The following is a 19,134-nucleotide window of genomic DNA, read 5'->3' on the forward strand; positions in this document are numbered from 1 at the left end:
CGGGCCCGATGACCTCGCGCCTCAAATCCCTCGTGCTCGCGCTCGCATTGCCTGTGCTCACGGCGGTGGCCGCGACCCACGCCCACGCGGAGCGCTATTCCCCCGCCGCGCTCGCGGTGCTCGCCCAGGCGCGGGCGGCGAGCGGCGGCGCGGGCTGGAACCTGCTGCGCGGCTGGCATGAGACGGGCCAGGACGGCGGCCTGCGCTACGAGGCCTGGCTCGATCCCGTGCGCTACGGGATGCGCGTCGAGACGCACGAGCCCGCCGGCCTGCACATCCACGGCTTCAACGGCGGCGGCGATTGGCAGATCTACCCCGATGGGCGGGTCACGGGCGTCGACGATCGCCCGACGGTGGCGGCGGCGCGCACCGAGGCGTTCTTCCGCGTCCACGCCTATTTCTACACCGGCCGCTTCGACGCCAAGGCCGAGGCGCTGGGCGTCCGCCGCGGGCCCGCCGGCGCCGCCTTCGACGTGCTGCGCATCCAGCCGGTGGGCGGGCGGCCGCGCGAGCTGTGGTTCGACCGCCGCACGCATCTTCTCGCCCGCATGGTCGACCGCACGGGGCCGCGCCCCATGACCGTGTCCTACTCGGACTACCGCAAGGTGGGGCCGGTGCGCGTCCCGTTCCGGATCCGCAGCGAGGACGGCGATCCCGCCCACGCCGAGCGCGAGCGGGTGATCGAGGCCTTGAGCTTCACGCCGGCGGACCGGACGATGTTCAGCCTGCCGCGTCAGCGCGCGGCTCAGTAGATCAGCGCCTCGCGCCGCGCCTCCAGCCAGGCCGCCTCATCGGTCCGGGCGAGCGCGTCCAGGTCGGCCGGCTCGGCCGCCGGATCGTCGACCCATTCGCGCAAGCCCGGTCCCCCGTTGATCACGTCGATGGCCAGCTTCTCGAGCTCGTACTCGTAAGGAAAGTCGCGCCACAGCGGATAGTCCGGGTAGAGCCGCCGGATCGCCTTGAACGCCAGCGCCTGCACCCGCCACGGCCGGAAGCGGGCGTGGTCGTAGACCGGCCCTTCGGTGTGGATCTGCACGCCTGCGCAAAGCTGCTTCACGTGCTTGTGGAAGGTCGGCTCGAACCAGCAGTCGCGGAGCGCGCAGCCCGCCAGCCACTCGGGCGCGAGGCGGCGCATCTCGGCCGCGACGGCGCGGGCGTCGATGTCCGGCGCGCCGAACAGCTCCAGTGGCCGGGTGGTGCCGCGGCCCTCCGAGAGCGTCGTGCCCTCCAGCATCACCGTCCCGGCGTAGGCCCGCGCCATCCACAGGTTCGGCGCGTTGGGAGAAGGGTTCACCCAGACCCGCTCGCCGAGCGGCCAGCCGAATCCAGGCCCCTCGTCCGGGCGCCAGCCCTGCATCTCGATGACCCGGTAGTCGACGTCCAGATCGAAGTGGCGGACGAACCAGCGGCCGAGCTCGCCCAGCGTCAGGCCGTGGCGCATCGGGATCGGCCCGGCGCCGACGAAGCTCTCCCAGCCGGGCCGAAGCGTCAGCCCCTCCACCGGCCGGCCGACCGGGTTCGGCCGGTCCAGCACCCACACCGCCTTGCCGTGCTGGGCGGCCGCCTCCAGCACGTAGAGCAGGGTGGTCACGAAGGTGTAGATCCGGCAGCCCAGGTCCTGCAGATCGATGAGCACCACGTCGAAGGTGTGCATCGACTGCCCGGTCGGGCGGCGCACTTCGCCGTAGAGGCTGAACACCGGCACCCCGTGCATCGGATCGTCGAAATCCGGGCTCTCGACCATGTTGTCCTGCTTGTCGCCGCGCAGCCCGTGCTGCGGGCCGAAGGCGGCGGAGAGCTTCATGCCCGGCAGCGCCGCCAGCGCATCGAGCGAGTGCGTCAGGTCCTGCGTGACCGAGGCGGGGTGCGCCACCAGCGCGACGCGCCGGCCCTCCAGCGGCTTCCTGAGCTCGGGCTCGGCGATCAGCCGGTCGATGCCGAATTTCATGGCCGCTCCGTTACGGGAAGTTCGCGCGCGAAGCCAATCGCGTCGTGGAAGTCGGGCCGCCGGCCCGGATGCGCCAGCGCCCAATAGGAGGAGCGCCCGCTCGTCTCGGCGATCACCGCGCTCAGCCCCAGCCGCCAGGGCGTCTCGGCCGGCAGGTCGGTCCCGCCGAGGCCGAGGCTCACCTCCAGCTCCAGCCGCTCGCCCGCGCGGCGCAGCGCGATCAGGGGCTGGGCGATCTCCTGCGCCGGCCGCATGCGTTCCCGGTAGCCGTCGAACCGATAGGCCGCCCACCGCGACGACGGCGACAGGTTGAACTCATAGTAGGCCGAGCCCTCGCCAGCGCGGACGAAGGCCTCGAAGCAGGTGGTCTTCCAGAGCTCGTCCGTGCGCTCGGCCGGGGCGGGCGGCGGCACGGTCAGCCCGTCGGTGACTCCCCTCGCCACATAGCGCAGCCGCAGGACGCCCGCGCTCGACCGCTCGACCTTCACCGCGATGGCGGACACGGCGTCGCACGAAAAGGCCGGATGTCGGATCAGCTCGGCCCGCATGCGCCGTCTCAGCGGGCGAAGACGCCGCGGGTGAGACAGGAGAAGACCAGCCGCCCCGCCTCGTCCAGGAGATCGTGCTGGCAGATCACGATGCCCTTGTCCTCGCCCACCGGGTCCTTGGCCATCACCGTCATGCGGCCGCGCAGCAGCTCGCCCACCGGCGGGTTCCTCACCCAGCGCAGCGCGTCGACCCCCAGCCGCTTGGTCTGCGGCCAGTCGGTGTGCGCCACCGCATCCAGCTTGGCCCAGATCGCGTAGACCATGGCGTCCGGCGCGCCGCGCTCCGCCGCCCAGCCGGGGGTGAAGGCCGCGATGAAGCTCGCCAGCACCTGCGGCTCCACGGCCATCGCCCCCAGGGAGACGACCTGTCCGATCTCGATCTCGTCGAAGCGGGCGGGCACGGCGGACTCTCCAAGGGCGGGGCGATTCGCCGATGATGGCGGGGTGCGGCCCCCTCCGTCGAGCCTCGCTTTGCGCGGCCGCCCCGGAGAGGCCATATAGCCGCGGGATCCTGTCGCGGGGCGAGGTTCGAAGGTGATGATGCGCTGGCTTGCAGCCATGCTGGCCGCCCTGGCCTTTTGCGGCGCCGCCCGCGCGCAGGCTGTCGACACCGGCCATCTCACGGCCGAGCTGGTGTCGCAGACGCAAGGGATCGCGCCGGGCCAGACCGTGTACGTGGCGCTGCGCCAGAAGATCCAGGACGGCTGGCACACCTACTGGCGCAACGCCGGCGATTCCGGCGAGGCGACGACGCTCGCCTGGACGCTGCCGGCGGGCTGGAAGGCCGGCGCCTTCGTCTGGCCGACGCCCAGGCGGCTGCCGGTCGGGCCGCTGGTGAACTATGGCTACGAGGGCGAGGTGCTGCTGCCCGTCCCGGTGATCGCCGCGGCCGACGCGCGGCCCGGCCAGACCGCCGTGCTGACGGCCAAGGCGTCCTTCCTGGTCTGCAAGGAGATCTGCGTCCCGGAGGACGCCCGGCTGCAGATCGCCCTGCCGGTGACCGCCGCCCCGGCGCCGCCGGATCCGAGATGGGCCGGGCCGATCGCCAAGGCGCTCGCCGCCGCCCCCCGGTCCGCGGCCCTCACCGCCGCCTTCGCCAGGCGCGGCCAAGCCGTGGCGCTCGGGATCGTGGGCGGACCGCTGAAGGGCGCGGACGTCCGCGACGCCTACTTCTATCCCTACGACTCCACCGTCATCGACCACGCCAAGCCGCAGGGCCTCGACCGCGGCCCCGCCGGCCTGACGCTGACGCTCGTCCCCGGCTACGCCTTCCAGGGGGGTGCCCAGCCGAAGGCGCTGGCGGGCGTTCTCGCCATCGACGGGAAGGCTTACGAGCTCACCGCCGCGCCCGGCCCGCTGCCGGCCGGCGCCGGCGGCCTGGGCCCGCCGCTCCCGAAGGCGGCGCTGGGCGGGAGCCTCAGCCTGCTTCCGGCGGCGCTCTTCGCCTTCCTGGGCGGGCTGATCCTCAACCTGATGCCCTGCGTCTTCCCGGTGCTCGCCATGAAGGCCGCCTCGCTGGCCGCGCATGGCGGGCGCGAGCAGGCGCAGGCGCGCCGCCACGGCCTGGCCTTCGGCGCGGGCGTCCTGGCCGCCTTCCTGGCGCTCGCGGCGGCGCTGATCGCGCTGAAGGCCGCGGGCGCGGCCGTGGGCTGGGGCTTCCAGCTGCAGTCGCCGCCGGTGGTCGCGGTGCTGGCGCTGCTGATGACCGCCGTCGCGCTCAACCTCTCCGGGGTGTTCGAGGTCGGGACCTCGCTGCAGGGCGCGGGATCGAGCCTCGCCGCGCGCGGGGGGCTGGCGGGCGACGTGTTCACCGGCGTGCTGGCCGTGGTCGTGGCGGCGCCCTGCACGGCGCCGTTCATGGGCGCGGCCGTGGGCTGGGCCCTGACCCAGCCGCCGGCCGCGGCGCTTGCGGTCTTCCTGGCGCTCGGCCTGGGCTTCGCCGCGCCGTTCGTGGCGGTGACCTTCGTCCCCGGCTTGCTGGCGCGCCTGCCGCGGCCGGGGCCCTGGATGGAGGTGTTCCGCAGGGTGCTCGCCTTCCCGATGTACGCCGCCGCCGCGTGGCTCGTCTGGGTGCTGACCATCCAGGCGGGCGAGGCGGCGCTCGCCCGCATCCTGGCCGCCGCCATCGTGCTCGCGTTCGCCGCCTGGCTGCTGGGCCTGGAGCAACGTCGTCAGGCCGTGGCGGCCGACGGCCGGCGCGGCGCTCTCGGACTGCTCGGCGTGGCGCTCGTCGCGGTCGCGACGGTGGCGGTGATCTCACCGCCGTACGGCCAGGGGGCAGCCCGGGCGCAGGCCGCCCCGCGGGCCGACCTGGCCGGCTCGTCCTACTCGCCCGAGAAGCTCGCCGCCCTGCGCGCCGACGGCAAGCCGGTGTTCGTCAACTACACCGCCGCCTGGTGCGTGAGCTGCCAGGTCAATGATCTCGTCGTGCTCTCCACTCCTCCGGTCGCCCAGGCCATGAAGCGCGACGGCTTCACCTACCTGAAGGCCGACTGGACGCGCCGAGACCCGGCGATCGCCGCCGAGCTCGCCCGCTTCGGCCGGGCCGGCGTGCCGCTGTACCTGGTCTATGGCGCGGGCGGGGCCCAGCCGGTGATCCTGCCCGCCATCCTCACCCAAGGCGTCGTCATCCACGCCCTCGACGCCGGCGCCGCGAAGGCGGGGTGATGGGGTTCACGCGTCGGACAGCATTGGTCGCGCTCACGGCGCTGGGGATCGCTGGGCCGGCCCTCGCCGGGCCGCAGATCGATCAGCCTGCGCCCGACTTCCAGGCCACGGACGCCAGCGACCGGGTCCGCGCGCTCGCCGACGACCGCGGCAGGATCGTCGTCCTCGAGTGGACCAGCGACGCCTGCCCCTACAGCCACAAGCACTACGATTCCGGGAACATGCAGCGCCTGCAGGCCAAGGCCCGCCGCCAGGGCGTCGTCTGGTTCACCGTGATGACCGCGCCCAGGACCAGCGCCGAGTACATGACCCCGCCCGAGGTGCGCGCCTGGAAGAGGAAGGTCGGCTCGCACGCCACCGCCGTGCTGATCGATTCCGACGGCCGGCTCGCCCGCGCCTATGAGGCCAAGACCACGCCACACATGTTCGTCATCGATCGCGACGGGCGGCTCGTCTACATGGGCGGCATCGACGATCGCCCCTTCACCGACCCCAAGAGCCTGAAGGGCGCCGACAACTACGTGGCCGACGCGCTGGCGGACCTCGAGGCACATCGCCCGATCGCCCATCCCGTGACCCGCCCCTACGGCTGCAGCGTCAAGTATCCACCCCTGTCGTGATGGCGAGGATGCAGCCGCATGGACCCGCCTGAGACCGAGGCCGCCTGGACGAGGCTCGAGGCCGCAGCGGCCGGCGCGGCCGCGCGCCGGATCGCGGATCTCTTCAAGGCCGAGCCCGAGCGTCTGGCGCGGCTGTCGCTCAGCGCCGCCGGCCTCGACCTCGATTTCTCCAAGCAGCCCTGGTCGCTGGCCGACCTGGAGGTCTGCCTGGACCTGGCCCGCGCCTCGCAGGTCGAAGCCGCGCGCACGGCGCTGTTCGCGGGCGAGGCCGTCAACCGTTCGGAGCGCCGCGCCGCGCTGCACATGGCGCTCCGTGCGCCGCAAGGCGCCGGGTTCCGCGCCGACGGGACGCCGGTCTCGCGCGAGGTGGAGGCGATGCGGGCCAGGATGCGGAGCTTCGCCGAGGCGGTCCGCTCCGGCGCCAGGCGCGGCGCGACCGGCAAGCCCTTGCGCGCCATCGTCCATATCGGCATCGGCGGCTCGGATCTCGGACCCAGGCTGGTCTGGGAGGCGCTGAAGCCGCTCGACCCTGAGATCGACCTGCGTTTCGCCGCCAACGTCGACCCGGCCGAGCTCGCCCAGGCGCTGAGCGGGCTCGATCCGGCCGAGACGCTGGTCGTGGTGGTCTCCAAGACCTTCACCACGCTGGAGACGCTGACCAACGCGGAGGCCGCGCGCGGCTGGCTGCGCGCGGCGCTGGGGCCGAGAGGCGACAGTCATCTCGTCGCCGTCTCCGCCGCGCCCGACAAGGCCCAGGTTTTCGGGGTCGCACCCGATCAGGTGTTCGCCTTCTGGGACTGGGTCGGGGGTCGCTACTCGGTCTGGTCGGCGGTCGGCCTCTCCTGCGCCGTGGCGCTCGGGTTCGAGGCGTTCGAGCGCCTGCTCGCGGGCGGCGCGGCGATGGACGCCCATTTCCGGCAGGCGCCTCTGGAGGTGAATGCGCCGGTCCTGCTGGCGCTGGCCCACGTCTTCAACGGAGACGGGCTGAAGCGCCGCGTCCGCGCCGTCGTGCCCTACGCCCAGCGGCTTCGCCTCTTCGCCGCGTTCCTGCAGCAGCTCGAGACCGAATCCAACGGCAAGCGCGTCGACGCGGAGGGCCGCCCGGTCGCCCATGCCACCGCGACCGCCGTGTTCGGCGACGCCGGCACCAACGGCCAGCACGCCTTCTTCCAGTACCTGCACCAGGGGACGGACGTGGTTCCGGTCGACATCGTGGCCGTGCGCGGGGGCTCGGACGGCGACCCCGCCGCCCAGCGCAAGCTGCTCGCCAACGCGGTCGCCCAGGCCGAGGCGCTGATGGTCGGACGCTCCGAGGCCGAGGTCCGCGCCGAGCTCGAGGCCGCCGGCCGCCCGCCGGCCGAGATCGACGCGCTCGCCCCGCAGCGCGCCTTCCCGGGCGACCGGCCCTCGAGCTTCATCCTGCTCGACCGGCTCGATCCCGAGCGGCTGGGCGCGCTGATCGCGCTCTACGAGCACAAGGTGTTCGTGGAGGGTGTGCTCTGGGGGATCAACTCCTTCGACCAGTGGGGCGTCGAGCTCGGCAAGACCCTCGCCGTCCGCGTGCTCTCGGAGCTCGAAGGCGGAAGGGCCGGTCCCCACGACCCCTCCACCGCCGCCCTGATCCAGAAGTTGAACCTACCCCCCTCGGGCCGCTCCGCGTAGGAGTGGCGTTGTCGGTCCGGCGAAGGCAAGATCGTCTTTAGGTCGGATGCCGCATTGCGCGGCGGGCTCTGGGGCAGGGATTCATGAACAAGCTCAACGGAACGGCGTTCGCCATCGGCCTGGCGCTCATGTGCGCGGCGCCCGTGGCCGTCACCTACGCACAGCAGCCGCCGGCCCCCGCCGATGCGCTCACCGATCCGGCCCTGAAAGCCAAGGAGGTGATCGCGTTCATCGGGCTGAAGCCCGGCGAAACGGTGGCCGACATCGTGGCGGGCCGCTTCGTGCGCGCGGAAAGCCAGGCGGTCGGCCCCAAAGGCAAGGTCTACGCGGTCATGCCGGCGGAGGTGGTCAAGGCGCACCCGGAAGTCGTGGGCCTGCTCAAGACGACCGCCTCGCAGCCCGCCTACGCCAATGTCGTGGTCTCGACGCCGCCGATCGACCACATGGACCTGCCGAAGGGTCTCGACGCGGTGTTCATCCGCCAGAACTACCATGACCTGCACGACAAGTTCATGGGCCCGGCCGACGTGCCGGCCTTCAACAGGGCGGTCTATGCGGCGCTGAAGCCGGGCGGCGTGTTCGTGGTGCTGGACCACGCCGCGCCGGGGACGGGCCTCTCGGCCACCGAGACCCTGCACCGCATCGATCCCGCCGCCGTGAAATCGGAGGTCGAGGCCGCCGGCTTCAAGTTCGACGGCTCGAGCGACGTCCTCGCCAACCCCGCCGACGACCACACCAAGACGGTCTTCAACCCCGCCATCCGCGGCAAGACCGACCAGTTCCTGTTCCGCTTCCGCAAGCCCCGCTGAGGCGCGCGGCGGCCTCATTCGAAACCGCAGAAGACGCAGAAAACGTCGAAAGCTCCGCCGGATTCTTCTGCGTATTCTCGTGGATGCGGCTGGGACATCGAGGCGTGCCGTCGCCGGGCCTCGCCCACTTTATCCCGCTCGTCCCCGCGGAGGCGGGGACCCAAGCTGAGCCTCGACCGCACAGGCTGAGCTCGATGCCGTCTCAGCATGGACCCCCGCCTCCGCGGGGGTGAGCGGGAAGCGGAGTTCGACGCGGCGCCGCCGCGTCCCTCCGGCTGAGCCGGATTCGCTTTCTTCAGCTTTCTCCGCTATATGCGCCGCCCCATGAGCGGCAACGCGCAGCATCGCCGGCCCCACCATCCGACCCTCGCGGGATCGGGACAGGACCGCTTGCCCTAAGCGCCGCCGCCCGAGCCCCGCCGACGCGGCCGGGGCTCCCACACAGCTCCGTCCGTCGCGACCGCCTCCAGCAGGATCCGACGCATGGACGACCTTCCTTCTCAGAACCCTTCCTTGAGCGCCGGCGCGGCAACCGCTAAGCGCGCAGGCATGACCGACGCCTCACGCCCGGAAGCCCGCAACCCCCGCGGCTTCGTCGACCGCCGCGCCCGCGACCTCGCGGCCGAGCGCGCGATCCTGGCGTCGGTCTCGGCGGTCTACGAGCGCTACGGCTTCGAGCTGCTGGAGACCCCGGCCTTCGAATACGCCGATGCGCTCGGCAAGTTCCTGCCCGACGCCGACCGGCCGAACGAGGGCGTGTTCGCCCTGCAGGACGACCCGGATATCGATTCTGGGCAGTGGCTGGCGCTGCGCTACGACCTGACCGCGCCGCTCGCCCGCTTCGCGGCGCAGAACTGGACGACGCTGCCGAAGCCGTTCCGCCGCTACGCCTTTGGCCTGGTGTGGCGCGACGAGAAGCCGGGCCCCGGCCGCTATCGCGAGTTCGTGCAGTGCGACGCCGACACCGTGGGCTCCGCCCGGCCCGAGGCCGACGCGGAGATCATCGCCATGGCCGCCGAGGGCCTGGTCGCGGCCGGCGCCCCGGAAGGCGCGGCGATCCTGAAGATCAACAGCCGCAAGCTGCTCAACGGCCTGATGACCGCGGCGGGCGTCGTCGAGGAGGGTCAGAAGCTGGCGGTGCTGCGCGCCGTCGACAAGCTCGATCGGCTGGGCGAGGGCGGCGTGCGCCGGCTGCTCGGCGAGGGCCGCCTCGACGAATCCGGCGCCTTCACCAAGGGCGCGGGCCTCACCGCCGATGCGGCCGAGCGGGTGCTCGCCTTCACTCGCGCCGGCGCCGGGCGCGGGGAGACCCTGGACCGCCTCGCAAACGTGATCGGCGGCTCGGCGGAGGGCGACGAGGGCCTAGCCGAGCTGGCGGCCATCGAGGCGGCGCTCACGAGCCTCGGCCTCGGACCCGACCGCGCCGTCTTCGATCCATCGGTCGTGCGTGGGCTGGAGTACTACACCGGCGCCGTCTTCGAGGCCGAGCTCCTGCTCGAGACCAAGGACGAGCGCGGCCAGGCGGTGCGCTTCGGCTCGGTGGGCGGCGGCGGCCGCTACGACGACCTCGTGGCCCGGTTCACCGGCGAGCGCACGCCCGCCACCGGCTTCTCCTTCGGGGTCTCGCGGCTGGCCGCCGCGCTCCGGGCCGCCGGGCGCGACCCGGCCGGCGAGGTCCGCGGGCCCGTGGTGGTGATCGCGTTCGACCAGCGCCGCATGGCCGACTACTTCGCCGTCGCGGCCGAACTGCGCGCCGCCGGGATCGCCGCCGAGGTCTATCTCGGCAGCTCCGGCATGAAGGCGCAGATGAAGTACGCCGACCGGCGGCTCGCGCCCGCCGCGGTGATCATCGGCGAGGACGAGTTCGCCGCCGGGACCGCGACGGTGAAGGACCTCGACCTCGGACGCTCGCTCTCGGCCGGCGTCGCCGACAACGCCGCCTGGCGCGCCGAGCGGCCGGGCCAGCTCACCGTGCCGCGCGCCGCGCTGGTGGGGGCGATCCGCAAGATCCTGGAGGCGCGCGCGTGAGGATCGAGCCCGCCGTCCCCGCCGAGGCCAGGGCCGCGATCCGCGCGGCTCTGCTTGCCGCCGGCGCCGAGCCCGTGGACGCGCCGCTGCTGCAGCCGCTCGGCCTGCTGCTCGATCTTGCGGGCGAGGCCATGCGCGCGCGCCTGTTCGTGGTCCACGCCGAAGGCGGCGCCGAGATGTGCCTGAGGCCGGATTTCACCGTCGCCGTGGCGCGCCAGCACATCGCGCGCGAGGCCGCGGCCGGCCGATACTGCTACGAGGGCCCCGCCTTCCGCGCCGCGCCCGGGTCCGATCGGCCAGAGGAATTCCTGCAGATGGGCGTCGAGGTGTTCGCCCCGGCCGAACCCTCGCCCGCCCGCGCCGACGCCGAGATCGCCCGCCTCGCCTGGCAGGCCGCGCGCGCCGGAGGCCGCAAGGACCTGACGCTCTGGCTCGGCGACGTCGGCCTCCTCGCGCCGTTCATCGATTCGCTCGGCATGTCGGGCGCTCTGGCGGGCCGGCTCAAGCGCGTTGCGGGCCGGCCGCGCCTGCTGGCCGCCGAGCTGGCCCGCGCCGGCCGCGAGCCTGAGCCGCCCGGGCCGGAAAGCGCGCTCGCCGCCCGCCTCGCCGGCCTCCCACAGGCCCAGGCCGCCGCCTTGCTGGAGGAGGTCTGGAGCCTCGCCGGCATCGAACCGGTTGGCGGGCGCGGCCCCGCCGAGGTCGCCGCCCGCCTGGTGCGCAAGGCCGAGGCCGCGCGCGCGCCGGCGCCCAAGCCCGATCAGGCGGCCGCGCTCTCGGCCTTCATGGCCATCTCGGACATGCCGGATGAAGCCCTGGCCAAGGTTCGCGCGCTTGCGGGACGCAAGACGGGGCCGCTCGAAGCGGCGCTGGAGACCTGGCGGGCGCGGCTCGACAGCCTCGCGGAGATCGCGCCTGCGGACCACGTGCGCTTCGCTCCCGCGCTGGGCCACGCCTTCGACTACTACGACGGGCTCACCTTCGAGGTGCGCAGCGCCGTGCTCGGCGAGGATCGGCCGATCGCCGTCGGAGGTCGTTACGACGCCCTCCTGAGCCGTCTCGGCGCTGCGCCCGGCTCGGCGGCCGTGGGCTGCGTGGTGCGGCCCTGGCGCGCCTGGGCGGGGGGCGAGGCGTGAGCCAGCCGCTGGTCATCGCCGTCCCGTCCAAAGGCCGGCTGAAGGAGCAGGTGGAGGCTTGGCTCTCCGACTGCGGGCTGGAGCTGCAGACGGCGGGCGGCGCGCGGGGCTATCTCGCAAGCCTCTCAGGGCTGCCGGGCGCCCAGGTGCGGCTGGTCTCGGCGGGCGAGATCGCCGAGGCGCTCGACACCGGCGACGTCCACATCGGAGTCACCGGCGAGGATCTGCTGCGCGAGCGCAACGAGAGCCTCGACAGTCGCGTCCTGCTGCTCCGCGCGCTGGGATTCGGCCGCGCCGACCTGGTGGTCGCCGGGCCGAAGAGCTGGCTCGACGTCGAGACCATGGCCGATCTGGAGGAGGTGGCGCACGACCACCTCGCCCGCACCGGCGGGCGGCTGCGTGTCGCCACCAAGTATCTCGCCCAGACACGCGCCTTCTTCGCGCGCCACGGCGTCGCCGACTACCGCATCGTGGAGTCCGGCGGCGCGACCGAAGGCGCCCCCGCCGCCGGCGCGGCCGAGCTCGTCGTCGACATCACCACCAGCGGGGCGACGCTCGCGGCCAATGGCCTGAAGAGGCTCGCCGACGGGCTGATCCTGCGGAGCCAGGCGCAGCTCGCCGCCAGCCTTCGCGCGCGCTGGGGCGCCGCGAGCCTCGCCACCGCCGAGCGCCTGCTGCGCATCGTCGAGGGTCGCGCCGCAGCGCGGGCCCGCGCGACGCTTATCTGGGCGCAGTCGGCGAGCGCGGCGGAGGCGCGGGTCGTGGCGAAGCTCGTCGCCGAGGGCGCCGCACGGCGGCCGAACGGACTCCTGGTCGACGCCGCTCATCTCGCCGAGGCCGCCCGGAGGCTGACCGAGGCCGGGCTCGGTCCGGTCACCGCGGCGCGGCCGGATTTCGTCTTCGACGTCGATTGCGCCGCTTTCCAGGCTTTGAAGGCGCGCGTGGCCTGACGCCGTCGCCAGAACGGCGGCGTAGATTTTTTAGGGCCTCGCGAAATTCTGATCAGGCCTTGCCGGGAACTCGCCCGGCGTCCGTTGACTCGGGCAGAAAATTGCCGTTCCTTCCGTTTCGCGAGAGACATGAAGGCGCAAGTCCTGAGGTCTCCGGCGTTTCGGGGAGGAAACGCCCGCTCATCAGAGCGACTGCTCAAGAAGCGGCCCGCTGCGATTATCCCCCGCAGCGGGCCATATTTTTGCCTGCCGGCGTCTTTGGCGGTGACGCCGAAATCCTCGTCAGTGGGCCATCGCGGTCTTCGGCGGCTCGATCCTCACGGCGAGCCGCGTCCGCACGCGGGCGCCGCTCGCAAAGCTCAGGACGGCGGGGATCTCTTCGCCGGGCCGCTGGGCCCTGGCCAGTCCGATCAGCATGAGGTGCGTGCCGCCGGGCGCGAGCGTGACGCTCGCTCCGGCCGGAATCGCGACACGGGACACGCGCGCCATGGACATCACGCCGCCGGCCATCCGCGTGCGATGGATCTCCACCCGCCGCGCCGCCGGCGTCGCGGCGCCGATCAGGGCGTCGGCCATGCGGCCATGGTTCACCAGCGTCAGGTATCCCGCGCCGGTGGCCCCGGCGGCGGCCGGCCGGCTCCAGGCGTCCCGGACCTCGACCTGGGCGGCTCGGGCTTCGGCGGCCGATGCTGGGCCGGCGAGGGCCAGCCCCAAGGCCGCGAGTCCGGCGAGGCGAGGGCGAAAAATTCCGAACATGGCGGCGGCTCTCCGGGGGCTGCGCGGCTTCGCCCTCCCTAGGGCGAGGGGGCGCCGGAATAATGGCGTGACTGGGCCATGTGCCGAATCAGGCGGCGGAGGAACCAAGCGCGGCCTTGGCGCGTTGAAGGGCCATCGCTGCAGGGGCGGCGCGGGATCGAATGGGGCGTATGGGCCTGTTGCGTTGCAGCGCGAACGGAAGGCTTGGCGCGGAGGTCATCTCCGCGCCTGCGCGTCGGTCGCGCGGCGTTTCGCCGGCTTCCAAAACATTAACAATGACTTCGCGATTCATCTGGCAGGATCAGCCGGCTCGGCGCGGAGGTGACGATCTGGACAGCGATCTGCAACCCACAGGCTTCGACGGACGCCAGGACCATCGAAACCGGTGGATGGAGGGCTCAGCTCTTCGTGTCCGCGTTGCTTGCAATGGTAGAGGTTGTATAGCGTCCTGGTTTGGGTTGGTCGGGGTCCGGAGATTGCGGTCCGAGTGTGGCTTCAGCGACACTTACGTAACCAGCGGGCCTTGATATAAACCGTGCTGGGTCAAATGGCCGCAGCAGTGAGGGCAACGAGAGGGCTCTGAGAATGAAGTTCAAACTCCTGGCGGGAGCCGCCTTGGTCGCGGTTTTCACCGCCTCCAGCGCTGCCGCGCAAGTCGGCTGGTACGGCGCCGCCGATCTCGGCTACCACTGGCCGGAAACCTGGAAGGGAACGTCGAGCAACAACGCTGCCAACGGCATCCCCTTCATCTGGAACTTCGACCAGAAGAACGACTGGGCCGGGTTCGCCCGGGTCGGTTACCAGGTCAGCGACCACTGGCGGGTCGAGCTCGAGGTGGGCTACCGGCCCGGCGAGGTCGAGTCCGTCCGCGGCGGCACGAACCAGGCTGTCCTGGGCCTCTGCACCCCTGGCGTGACCCGCACGGCCGCCGCTCCGCGTTGCGGATCGCCCGACGGCGACATGCAGTCGTGGACGGTCATGGGCAATGTCATCTACGACATCCTGCCCAGTTCCAGCCTGGATCCGTTCATCGGCGCCGGCGTCGGCGTGAACCACCTCTCGATGCACGTCGACGGCCAGTTCTCGAACGTCACGGGCGTCATCACCGGCACGCCGACCGGCGGAGCCAACCCCGCGCTCCAGAACCTGCATATCGGCGACGACGACACCGCCTTCGCCTGGCAGTTGCTGGCTGGCGTGGCCTGGCGGGCGACGGATCGCCTGAACGTCGACCTGACCTATCGGTATCTGAGCGGGTCGGACATGACGTTCGCTTCGGCAGGCACGGCTGCGCTGCAGCCCGGCAGCTTCTCGGGCAAGTACAAGGACGACTCGGTGACGCTGGGACTGCGCTATTCGTTTGCAGCGCCTCCGCCGCCCCCGCCGCCCCCGCCGCCGCCTCCGCCTCCGCCTCCTCCGCCTCCGCCTCCGCCGCCGCCGCCTCCGCCGCCGGCCTTCGAGGCGAAGCAGTTCATCGTCTACTTCCCGTTCGATCAGTACATCCTGACGCCGGAAGCGCAGCAGGTGGTGCAGGAAGCCGCCAACTACGCCAGCCAAGGTCACGCGACCAAGGTGGTGGTGGTCGGCCACACCGACACCTCCGGCTCGGACGCCTACAACCTGCGTCTGTCGGAACGCCGTGCGAAAGCGGTGGCCGATGCGCTGGTGGGCCTGGGCGTCAACCAGTCCACCCTCGCGGTCGACTGGAAGGGCGAGAAGGACCTGGCGGTCCAGACGCCCGATGGTGTGAAGGAGCCGCTGAACCGCCGCTCGACGATCGACATCAACTTCTGATCTCGATCCTTCGAACGGCTTCTTCGGAAGCTAACGGGAGCCCGGCCGACGGCCGGGCTCCTTTGCTATGGGAGCTCCGTCGAGGGCTGCTGGGCCGTAACCGCGGGACGAACCCAGGCAGCCATCGGCCGAGCTTTGCGTTCCCTGCCTCGGTCCGCCGTGATCCGGCGCCCGGGGAGAGCGCATGACCATCCACCAGGCCCTCGCCTTCGGCTTGGTCTTCGTCACCATCGCGTGCTTCGTCTGGGGTCGCTTCCGCTACGACCTCATTTCGCTGCTCGCGCTGTTCGCCTCCGTCATGCTCGGGCTCGTCAAGCCCGCCAACGCCTTCGCGGGCTTCTCCAACGATGTCGTGGTGATCATCGCCTGCGCGCTGGTGGTCAGCGCCGGGTTCGCCAAGTCGGGTCTGGTCGAAGCCCTGCTGCGGCCGATCACGCCCAGGCTGAAGAGCGCGCGCAGCCAGGCGCCCGTGTTCGTCACCGCGGTGACCCTGCTGTCCATGGCCACCAAGAACGTAGGCGCGCTGGCGATCCTGATGCCGATCGCCATCCAGACCGCCCGGCGGACCGGCACGCCGGTCTCGCGGCTGTTGATGCCGATGTCCTTCGGCTCGCTGCTGGGCGGCCTGGTGACACTGGTGGGCACCTCGCCCAACATCATCGTCTCGCAGGTGCGCCAGGAGCTCTTCGGCAAGCCGTTCGGCATGTACGACTTCGCCCCCGTCGGATTGGGTCTCGCCGCCATGGGCGTGGTCTTCCTCGTGTTCGCCTACCGGCTCCTGCCGCTCGCCCGGACGGGCGCGAGGACCATGGACGCGGTGCTCGAGGCCAAGCCCTATGTCACCGAGGTGGAGGTTCCGGAGGACTGGGCGGCGGACAAGCGCCGCATCGCCGACCTGCAGCACCTGGCCGAGGGCCGGGTCTCGGTCATGGCCCTGCTGCGGGGGGGCAGCCGCCGGAGCGCGCCCCACGCCAACACCAACCTGCAGCCCGGCGATGTCCTGCTCCTGGAAGGCGAGCAGCAAGCGCTCGATGCGATCATCTCGCGCGCCAAGCTGAAGCTCACTCGCTCGGATCGGCCGGTGCTGATGGAGCAGCCCACCGAGGAGGTGCGGGTCGTTGAAGGCGTCATCGAGCCGGACTCGATCCTGGCCGGAATGTCCGCCGCCAAGCTCGACCTCCATGGCCAGTATGGCGTGAATCTGCTGGCGGTGAGCCGCAGCGGCTATCGCCTGAGACTCAACCAGACCCTCCGCAGCGTCAGGCTTCGGGTGGGCGACATCGTCATCCTGCAGGGCGGAGAGCGGAACCTGCCGGGCGCCCTGGAGGGTCTTGGCGTCCTGCCGCTCGCCGAGCGCAACGTCCGGCTCGGGGGATTGCGCCGCGGGCTCGCGCCAGCCGCCATCCTGGCCCTCGCCATGCTCGCCATCGCCTTCCATCTTGCGCCGGTGGCGATCGCCTTCTTCGCGGCCGCGGTCGCCATGCTGGCCTTCGGCGGCCTGCGGGTGCGCGAGGCCTACGCAGCGCTCGACGGACCGGTGCTGGTGCTGATCGCCGCGCTGATCCCGGTGGGCGAAGCGATTCACGCGACCGGCGGGGCCGATCTCGCCGCGGGCTGGCTTTCGCAGATCATGGGGGCCGCTCCGCCGCTGGTGGGCCTCGGCGCGCTCATGCTCCTGGCGATGATCAGCGCGCCCTTCATGCACAACGCCCCGACGGTGCTGGTGTTTGCGCCGATCGCCGCGGGGTTCGCCCTGCGGCAGGGGCTCAACCCCGATCCGTTCCTGATGGCGGTCGCGGTCGGCGCCGCCTGCGACTTCCTCACGCCCATCGGCCACCAGTGCAACACCCTGGTCATGGCGCCGGGCGGCTACCGGTTCTCCGACTATCCCAGGTTGGGCGCCCCCCTGAGCATCCTCGTGCTGGTTGCGGGCACCTTGCTGATTGCGGCGGTCTGGCCGCTCAGGGGGTGACGGCCCCGTTCACAGTCGCGTGATCCAGGGCGATCCGGCAGCCGCCCTGAGCCCTGGCCTGCGGAGGCGCGAGGGGCGCCGTTAACGTCTCGTTTACGAAAAAACCTGGGGGCGGATGGACCCGCCTCATTGACGACTCCTTAGGCACTGTGTCCCCATATGTGGGTTGTCTGGGCTCCTGGCCCACAACATATTGGGGCTAGCAGGTTGGAGCTGGGAGAGCCACCGCCTGCAGAGTAGGGTTTGGGACAATGAGTGAAGCGGCGAAGGTTGGGATTGCCGAAGCGGCGCAGCGGGGCCAGGCGCGGGCCGAGCGGCCGCAGCTGCAGCTGGTGCGGAAGGTCGAGGTCGAGCGCACGCGCGACGCGCTGCTCACCGATTTCGGCAAGACCACGCTGGAAGATCGCTACCTGCTGCCGGGCGAGTCCTATCAGGACATGTTCGCCCGCGTCGCCACCGCCTTCGCCGACGACGCCGAGCACGCCCAGCGCATCTACGACTACATCTCCAACCTGTGGTTCATGCCGGCCACGCCGGTGCTGTCGAACGGCGGCGCGGGGCGGGGCCTGCCGATCTCCTGCTTCCTGAACGCCGTGCCGGACAACCTCGAGGGCATCGTCGGCGTCTGGAACGAGAACGTGGCGCTGGCCTCCAACGGCGGCGGCATCGGCACCTACTGGGGCGGCGTCCGCTCGATCGGCGAGAAGGTCAAGGCCGCCGGCCAGACCAGCGGCATCATCCCGTTCATCCGGGTGATGGACTCGCTGACGCTGGCGATCAGCCAGGGCTCGCTGCGTCGCGGCTCCGCGGCCGTCTACCTCGACGTCCACCACCCGGAGATCGAGGAGTTCCTGGAGATCCGCAAGCCCTCCGGCGACTTCAACCGCAAGTCGCTGAACCTGCACCATGGGATCTCGGTGACCGACGAGTTCATGGAAGCGGTCCGCGAGGGCGCCCTGTTCGGCCTGCGCTCGCCGAAGACCGGCGAGGTGATCCGCGAGGTCGACGCCCGCTCGCTGTGGCAGAAGATCCTCGAGATCCGCCTGCAGACCGGCGAGCCCTACCTGATCTTCGCCGACACCGTGAACCGCGCCATGCCGCAGCACCAGCGCGAGCTCGGCCTCAGCGTGCGCCAGTCCAACCTCTGCTCGGAGATCATGCTGCACACCGGCAAGGATCACCTGGGCGAGGAGCGCACGGCGGTCTGCTGCCTCTCGTCCGTGAACGCCGAGAAGTTCCTCGAATGGCGCGACCATCCGAGCTTCATCGAGGACGTCATGCGCTTCCTCGACAACGTGCTCGAGGACTTCATCCAGCGCGCGCCGCCGGAGATGAAGAACGCCGTCTACGCCGCCCAGCGGGAGCGTTCCGTCGGGCTTGGCCTGATGGGCTTCCACTCCTTCCTGCAGAGCCAGAACGTGCCCTTCGAGAGCGCGCTCGCGAAGAGCTGGAACATGCGGCTGTTCAAGACCCTGCGCCGGCAGTGCGACGCCGCCTCGCGCACGCTGGCGGCCGAGCGCGGCCCCTGCCCGGACGCCGCCGAGCGCGGGGTGATGGAGCGCTTCTCCCACAAGCTCGCCATCGCCCCCACCGCCTCGATCTCGATCATCTGCGGCGGGACGAGCGCCGGCATCGAGCCGATCCCGGCCAACATCTACACCCACAAGACCCTCTCGGGCTCCTTCGCGGTGAAGAACCCCTACCTGGAGCGCCTGCTCCAGGCGAAGGGCCAGGACACGCCCGCCATCTGGGATTCGATCCTGCAGAACGAGGGCTCGGTGCAGCACCTCGACTTCTTGAGCCAGGACGAGAAAGACGTCTACAAGACCGCCTTTGAGATTGACCAGCGTTGGGTCGTGGAGCTTGCGGCCGACCGCACGCCGGACATCTGCCAGTCCCAATCGATCAACTTGTTCATCCCGGGCAACGTTGAGAAATGGGACCTGCACATGCTTCACTGGATGGCTTGGGAGCGGGGGTGCAAGTCGCTCTATTACCTGCGGTCCAAGTCGGTGCAGCGGGCGGCGCACGCGGGGGGCGAGGCGACGGCGGCGCTCGAGGTCCAGAGCGGCGAAAAGACCGACTACGAGGAGTGTCTCGCCTGCCAATAGGCGGGCTGGCCCAGGTCTTGCAAGGTCCAGTTTGAGGCAGATCAAGGCGACCGATCCGTCAGCTTGGCAGTGATGCGGAACGAGTTGGCCGATTGCGCCTTTGCTTGTTGTGGATTTGTCGCGCGGGTTCCGCGCC

15 protein-coding genes are annotated in these 19,134 nt (G+C 71.5%); 11 read left to right on the forward strand and 4 right to left on the reverse strand.

What is annotated here, in order from left to right; all coding sequences use genetic code 11:
• Positions 1-8 precede the first annotated feature (8 nt).
• A complete protein-coding gene (locus VLI41_RS07220; protein ID WP_325267394.1) occupies positions 9-752 on the forward strand; it encodes a hypothetical protein in 744 nt (247 codons plus the stop codon).
• On the opposite strand, the gene VLI41_RS07225 is transcribed toward VLI41_RS07220, so the two are convergent.
• Genes VLI41_RS07225 through VLI41_RS07235 form a run of 3 tightly spaced genes read right to left on the reverse strand, consistent with a single transcriptional unit; the run spans position 746 to position 2,897 of the window.
• Positions 746-1,948: a DUF1343 domain-containing protein gene (locus tag VLI41_RS07225; protein WP_325267395.1), complete on the reverse strand. Its 1,203-nt coding sequence runs from the start codon at positions 1,946-1,948 to the stop codon at positions 746-748. The two genes, VLI41_RS07220 and VLI41_RS07225, sit on opposite strands and share 7 nt — an antisense overlap.
• Positions 1,945-2,496 carry a DOMON-like domain-containing protein gene (locus tag VLI41_RS07230; RefSeq protein WP_325267396.1) on the reverse strand — a complete coding sequence of 184 codons (552 nt, stop codon included), beginning with the start codon at positions 2,494-2,496 and terminating at the stop codon, positions 1,945-1,947. The genes VLI41_RS07225 and VLI41_RS07230 overlap by 4 nt, the downstream gene beginning before the upstream one ends.
• An 8-nt stretch (positions 2,497-2,504) precedes the next feature.
• Positions 2,505-2,897, reverse strand: a complete 393-nt coding sequence (locus tag VLI41_RS07235; protein ID WP_325267397.1) for an acyl dehydratase — start codon at positions 2,895-2,897, stop codon at positions 2,505-2,507.
• Positions 2,898-3,036: 139 nt separating this feature from the next.
• Between VLI41_RS07235 and VLI41_RS07240 the strand changes: the two genes are divergently transcribed.
• From VLI41_RS07240 to hisG, 7 genes are all read left to right on the forward strand, one after another.
• Positions 3,037-5,163, forward strand: coding sequence for a protein-disulfide reductase DsbD family protein (locus VLI41_RS07240; protein ID WP_325267398.1), 2,127 nt, complete (start codon positions 3,037-3,039; stop codon positions 5,161-5,163).
• Positions 5,163-5,783, forward strand: a complete 621-nt coding sequence (locus tag VLI41_RS07245; protein WP_325267399.1) for a redoxin domain-containing protein — start codon at positions 5,163-5,165, stop codon at positions 5,781-5,783. The genes VLI41_RS07240 and VLI41_RS07245 overlap by 1 nt, the downstream gene beginning before the upstream one ends.
• An 18-nt stretch (positions 5,784-5,801) precedes the next feature.
• Positions 5,802-7,445, forward strand: coding sequence for a glucose-6-phosphate isomerase (gene pgi / locus VLI41_RS07250; RefSeq protein WP_325267400.1), 1,644 nt, complete (start codon positions 5,802-5,804; stop codon positions 7,443-7,445).
• An 83-nt stretch (positions 7,446-7,528) separates the two neighbouring features.
• Positions 7,529-8,254 (forward strand): methyltransferase, encoded by a 726-nt coding sequence (locus VLI41_RS07255; protein ID WP_325267401.1) that lies wholly within the window; start codon positions 7,529-7,531, stop codon positions 8,252-8,254.
• A 549-nt stretch (positions 8,255-8,803) separates the two neighbouring features.
• The gene (gene hisS / locus VLI41_RS07260) at positions 8,804-10,282 is read left to right on the forward strand and encodes a histidine--tRNA ligase (RefSeq protein ID WP_325267402.1); all 1,479 of its coding nucleotides are present in this window, start codon (positions 8,804-8,806) and stop codon (positions 10,280-10,282) included.
• A complete protein-coding gene (locus tag VLI41_RS07265; protein ID WP_325267403.1) occupies positions 10,279-11,415 on the forward strand; it encodes an ATP phosphoribosyltransferase regulatory subunit in 1,137 nt (378 codons plus the stop codon). The genes hisS and VLI41_RS07265 overlap by 4 nt, the downstream gene beginning before the upstream one ends.
• The gene (gene hisG / locus VLI41_RS07270; protein WP_325267404.1) at positions 11,412-12,365 is read left to right on the forward strand and encodes an ATP phosphoribosyltransferase; all 954 of its coding nucleotides are present in this window, start codon (positions 11,412-11,414) and stop codon (positions 12,363-12,365) included. The genes VLI41_RS07265 and hisG overlap by 4 nt, the downstream gene beginning before the upstream one ends.
• Positions 12,366-12,647: 282 nt before the next feature.
• On the opposite strand, the gene VLI41_RS07275 is transcribed toward hisG, so the two are convergent.
• Positions 12,648-13,079: a copper chaperone PCu(A)C gene (locus VLI41_RS07275; protein ID WP_325267405.1), complete on the reverse strand. Its 432-nt coding sequence runs from the start codon at positions 13,077-13,079 to the stop codon at positions 12,648-12,650.
• Positions 13,080-13,706: 627 nt separating this feature from the next.
• Here VLI41_RS07275 and VLI41_RS07280 point away from each other — a divergent pair.
• From VLI41_RS07280 to VLI41_RS07290, 3 genes are all read left to right on the forward strand, one after another.
• On the forward strand, positions 13,707-14,915 hold the full coding sequence (locus VLI41_RS07280) for an OmpA family protein (protein WP_325267406.1): 1,209 nt from the start codon (positions 13,707-13,709) through the stop codon (positions 14,913-14,915).
• A gap of 184 nt (positions 14,916-15,099) precedes the next feature.
• Positions 15,100-16,887, forward strand: a complete 1,788-nt coding sequence (locus tag VLI41_RS07285; RefSeq protein ID WP_325267407.1) for an SLC13 family permease — start codon at positions 15,100-15,102, stop codon at positions 16,885-16,887.
• A gap of 251 nt (positions 16,888-17,138) precedes the next feature.
• Complete coding sequence (locus tag VLI41_RS07290; RefSeq protein WP_325267408.1) at positions 17,139-18,998, forward strand: ribonucleoside-diphosphate reductase subunit alpha; 1,860 nt, start codon at positions 17,139-17,141, stop codon at positions 18,996-18,998.
• Positions 18,999-19,134: the final 136 nt, after the last annotated feature.

Origin of the sequence: Phenylobacterium sp., assembly GCF_035475775.1 — a bacterium.
Lineage (GTDB): Bacteria > Pseudomonadota > Alphaproteobacteria > Caulobacterales > Caulobacteraceae > Phenylobacterium.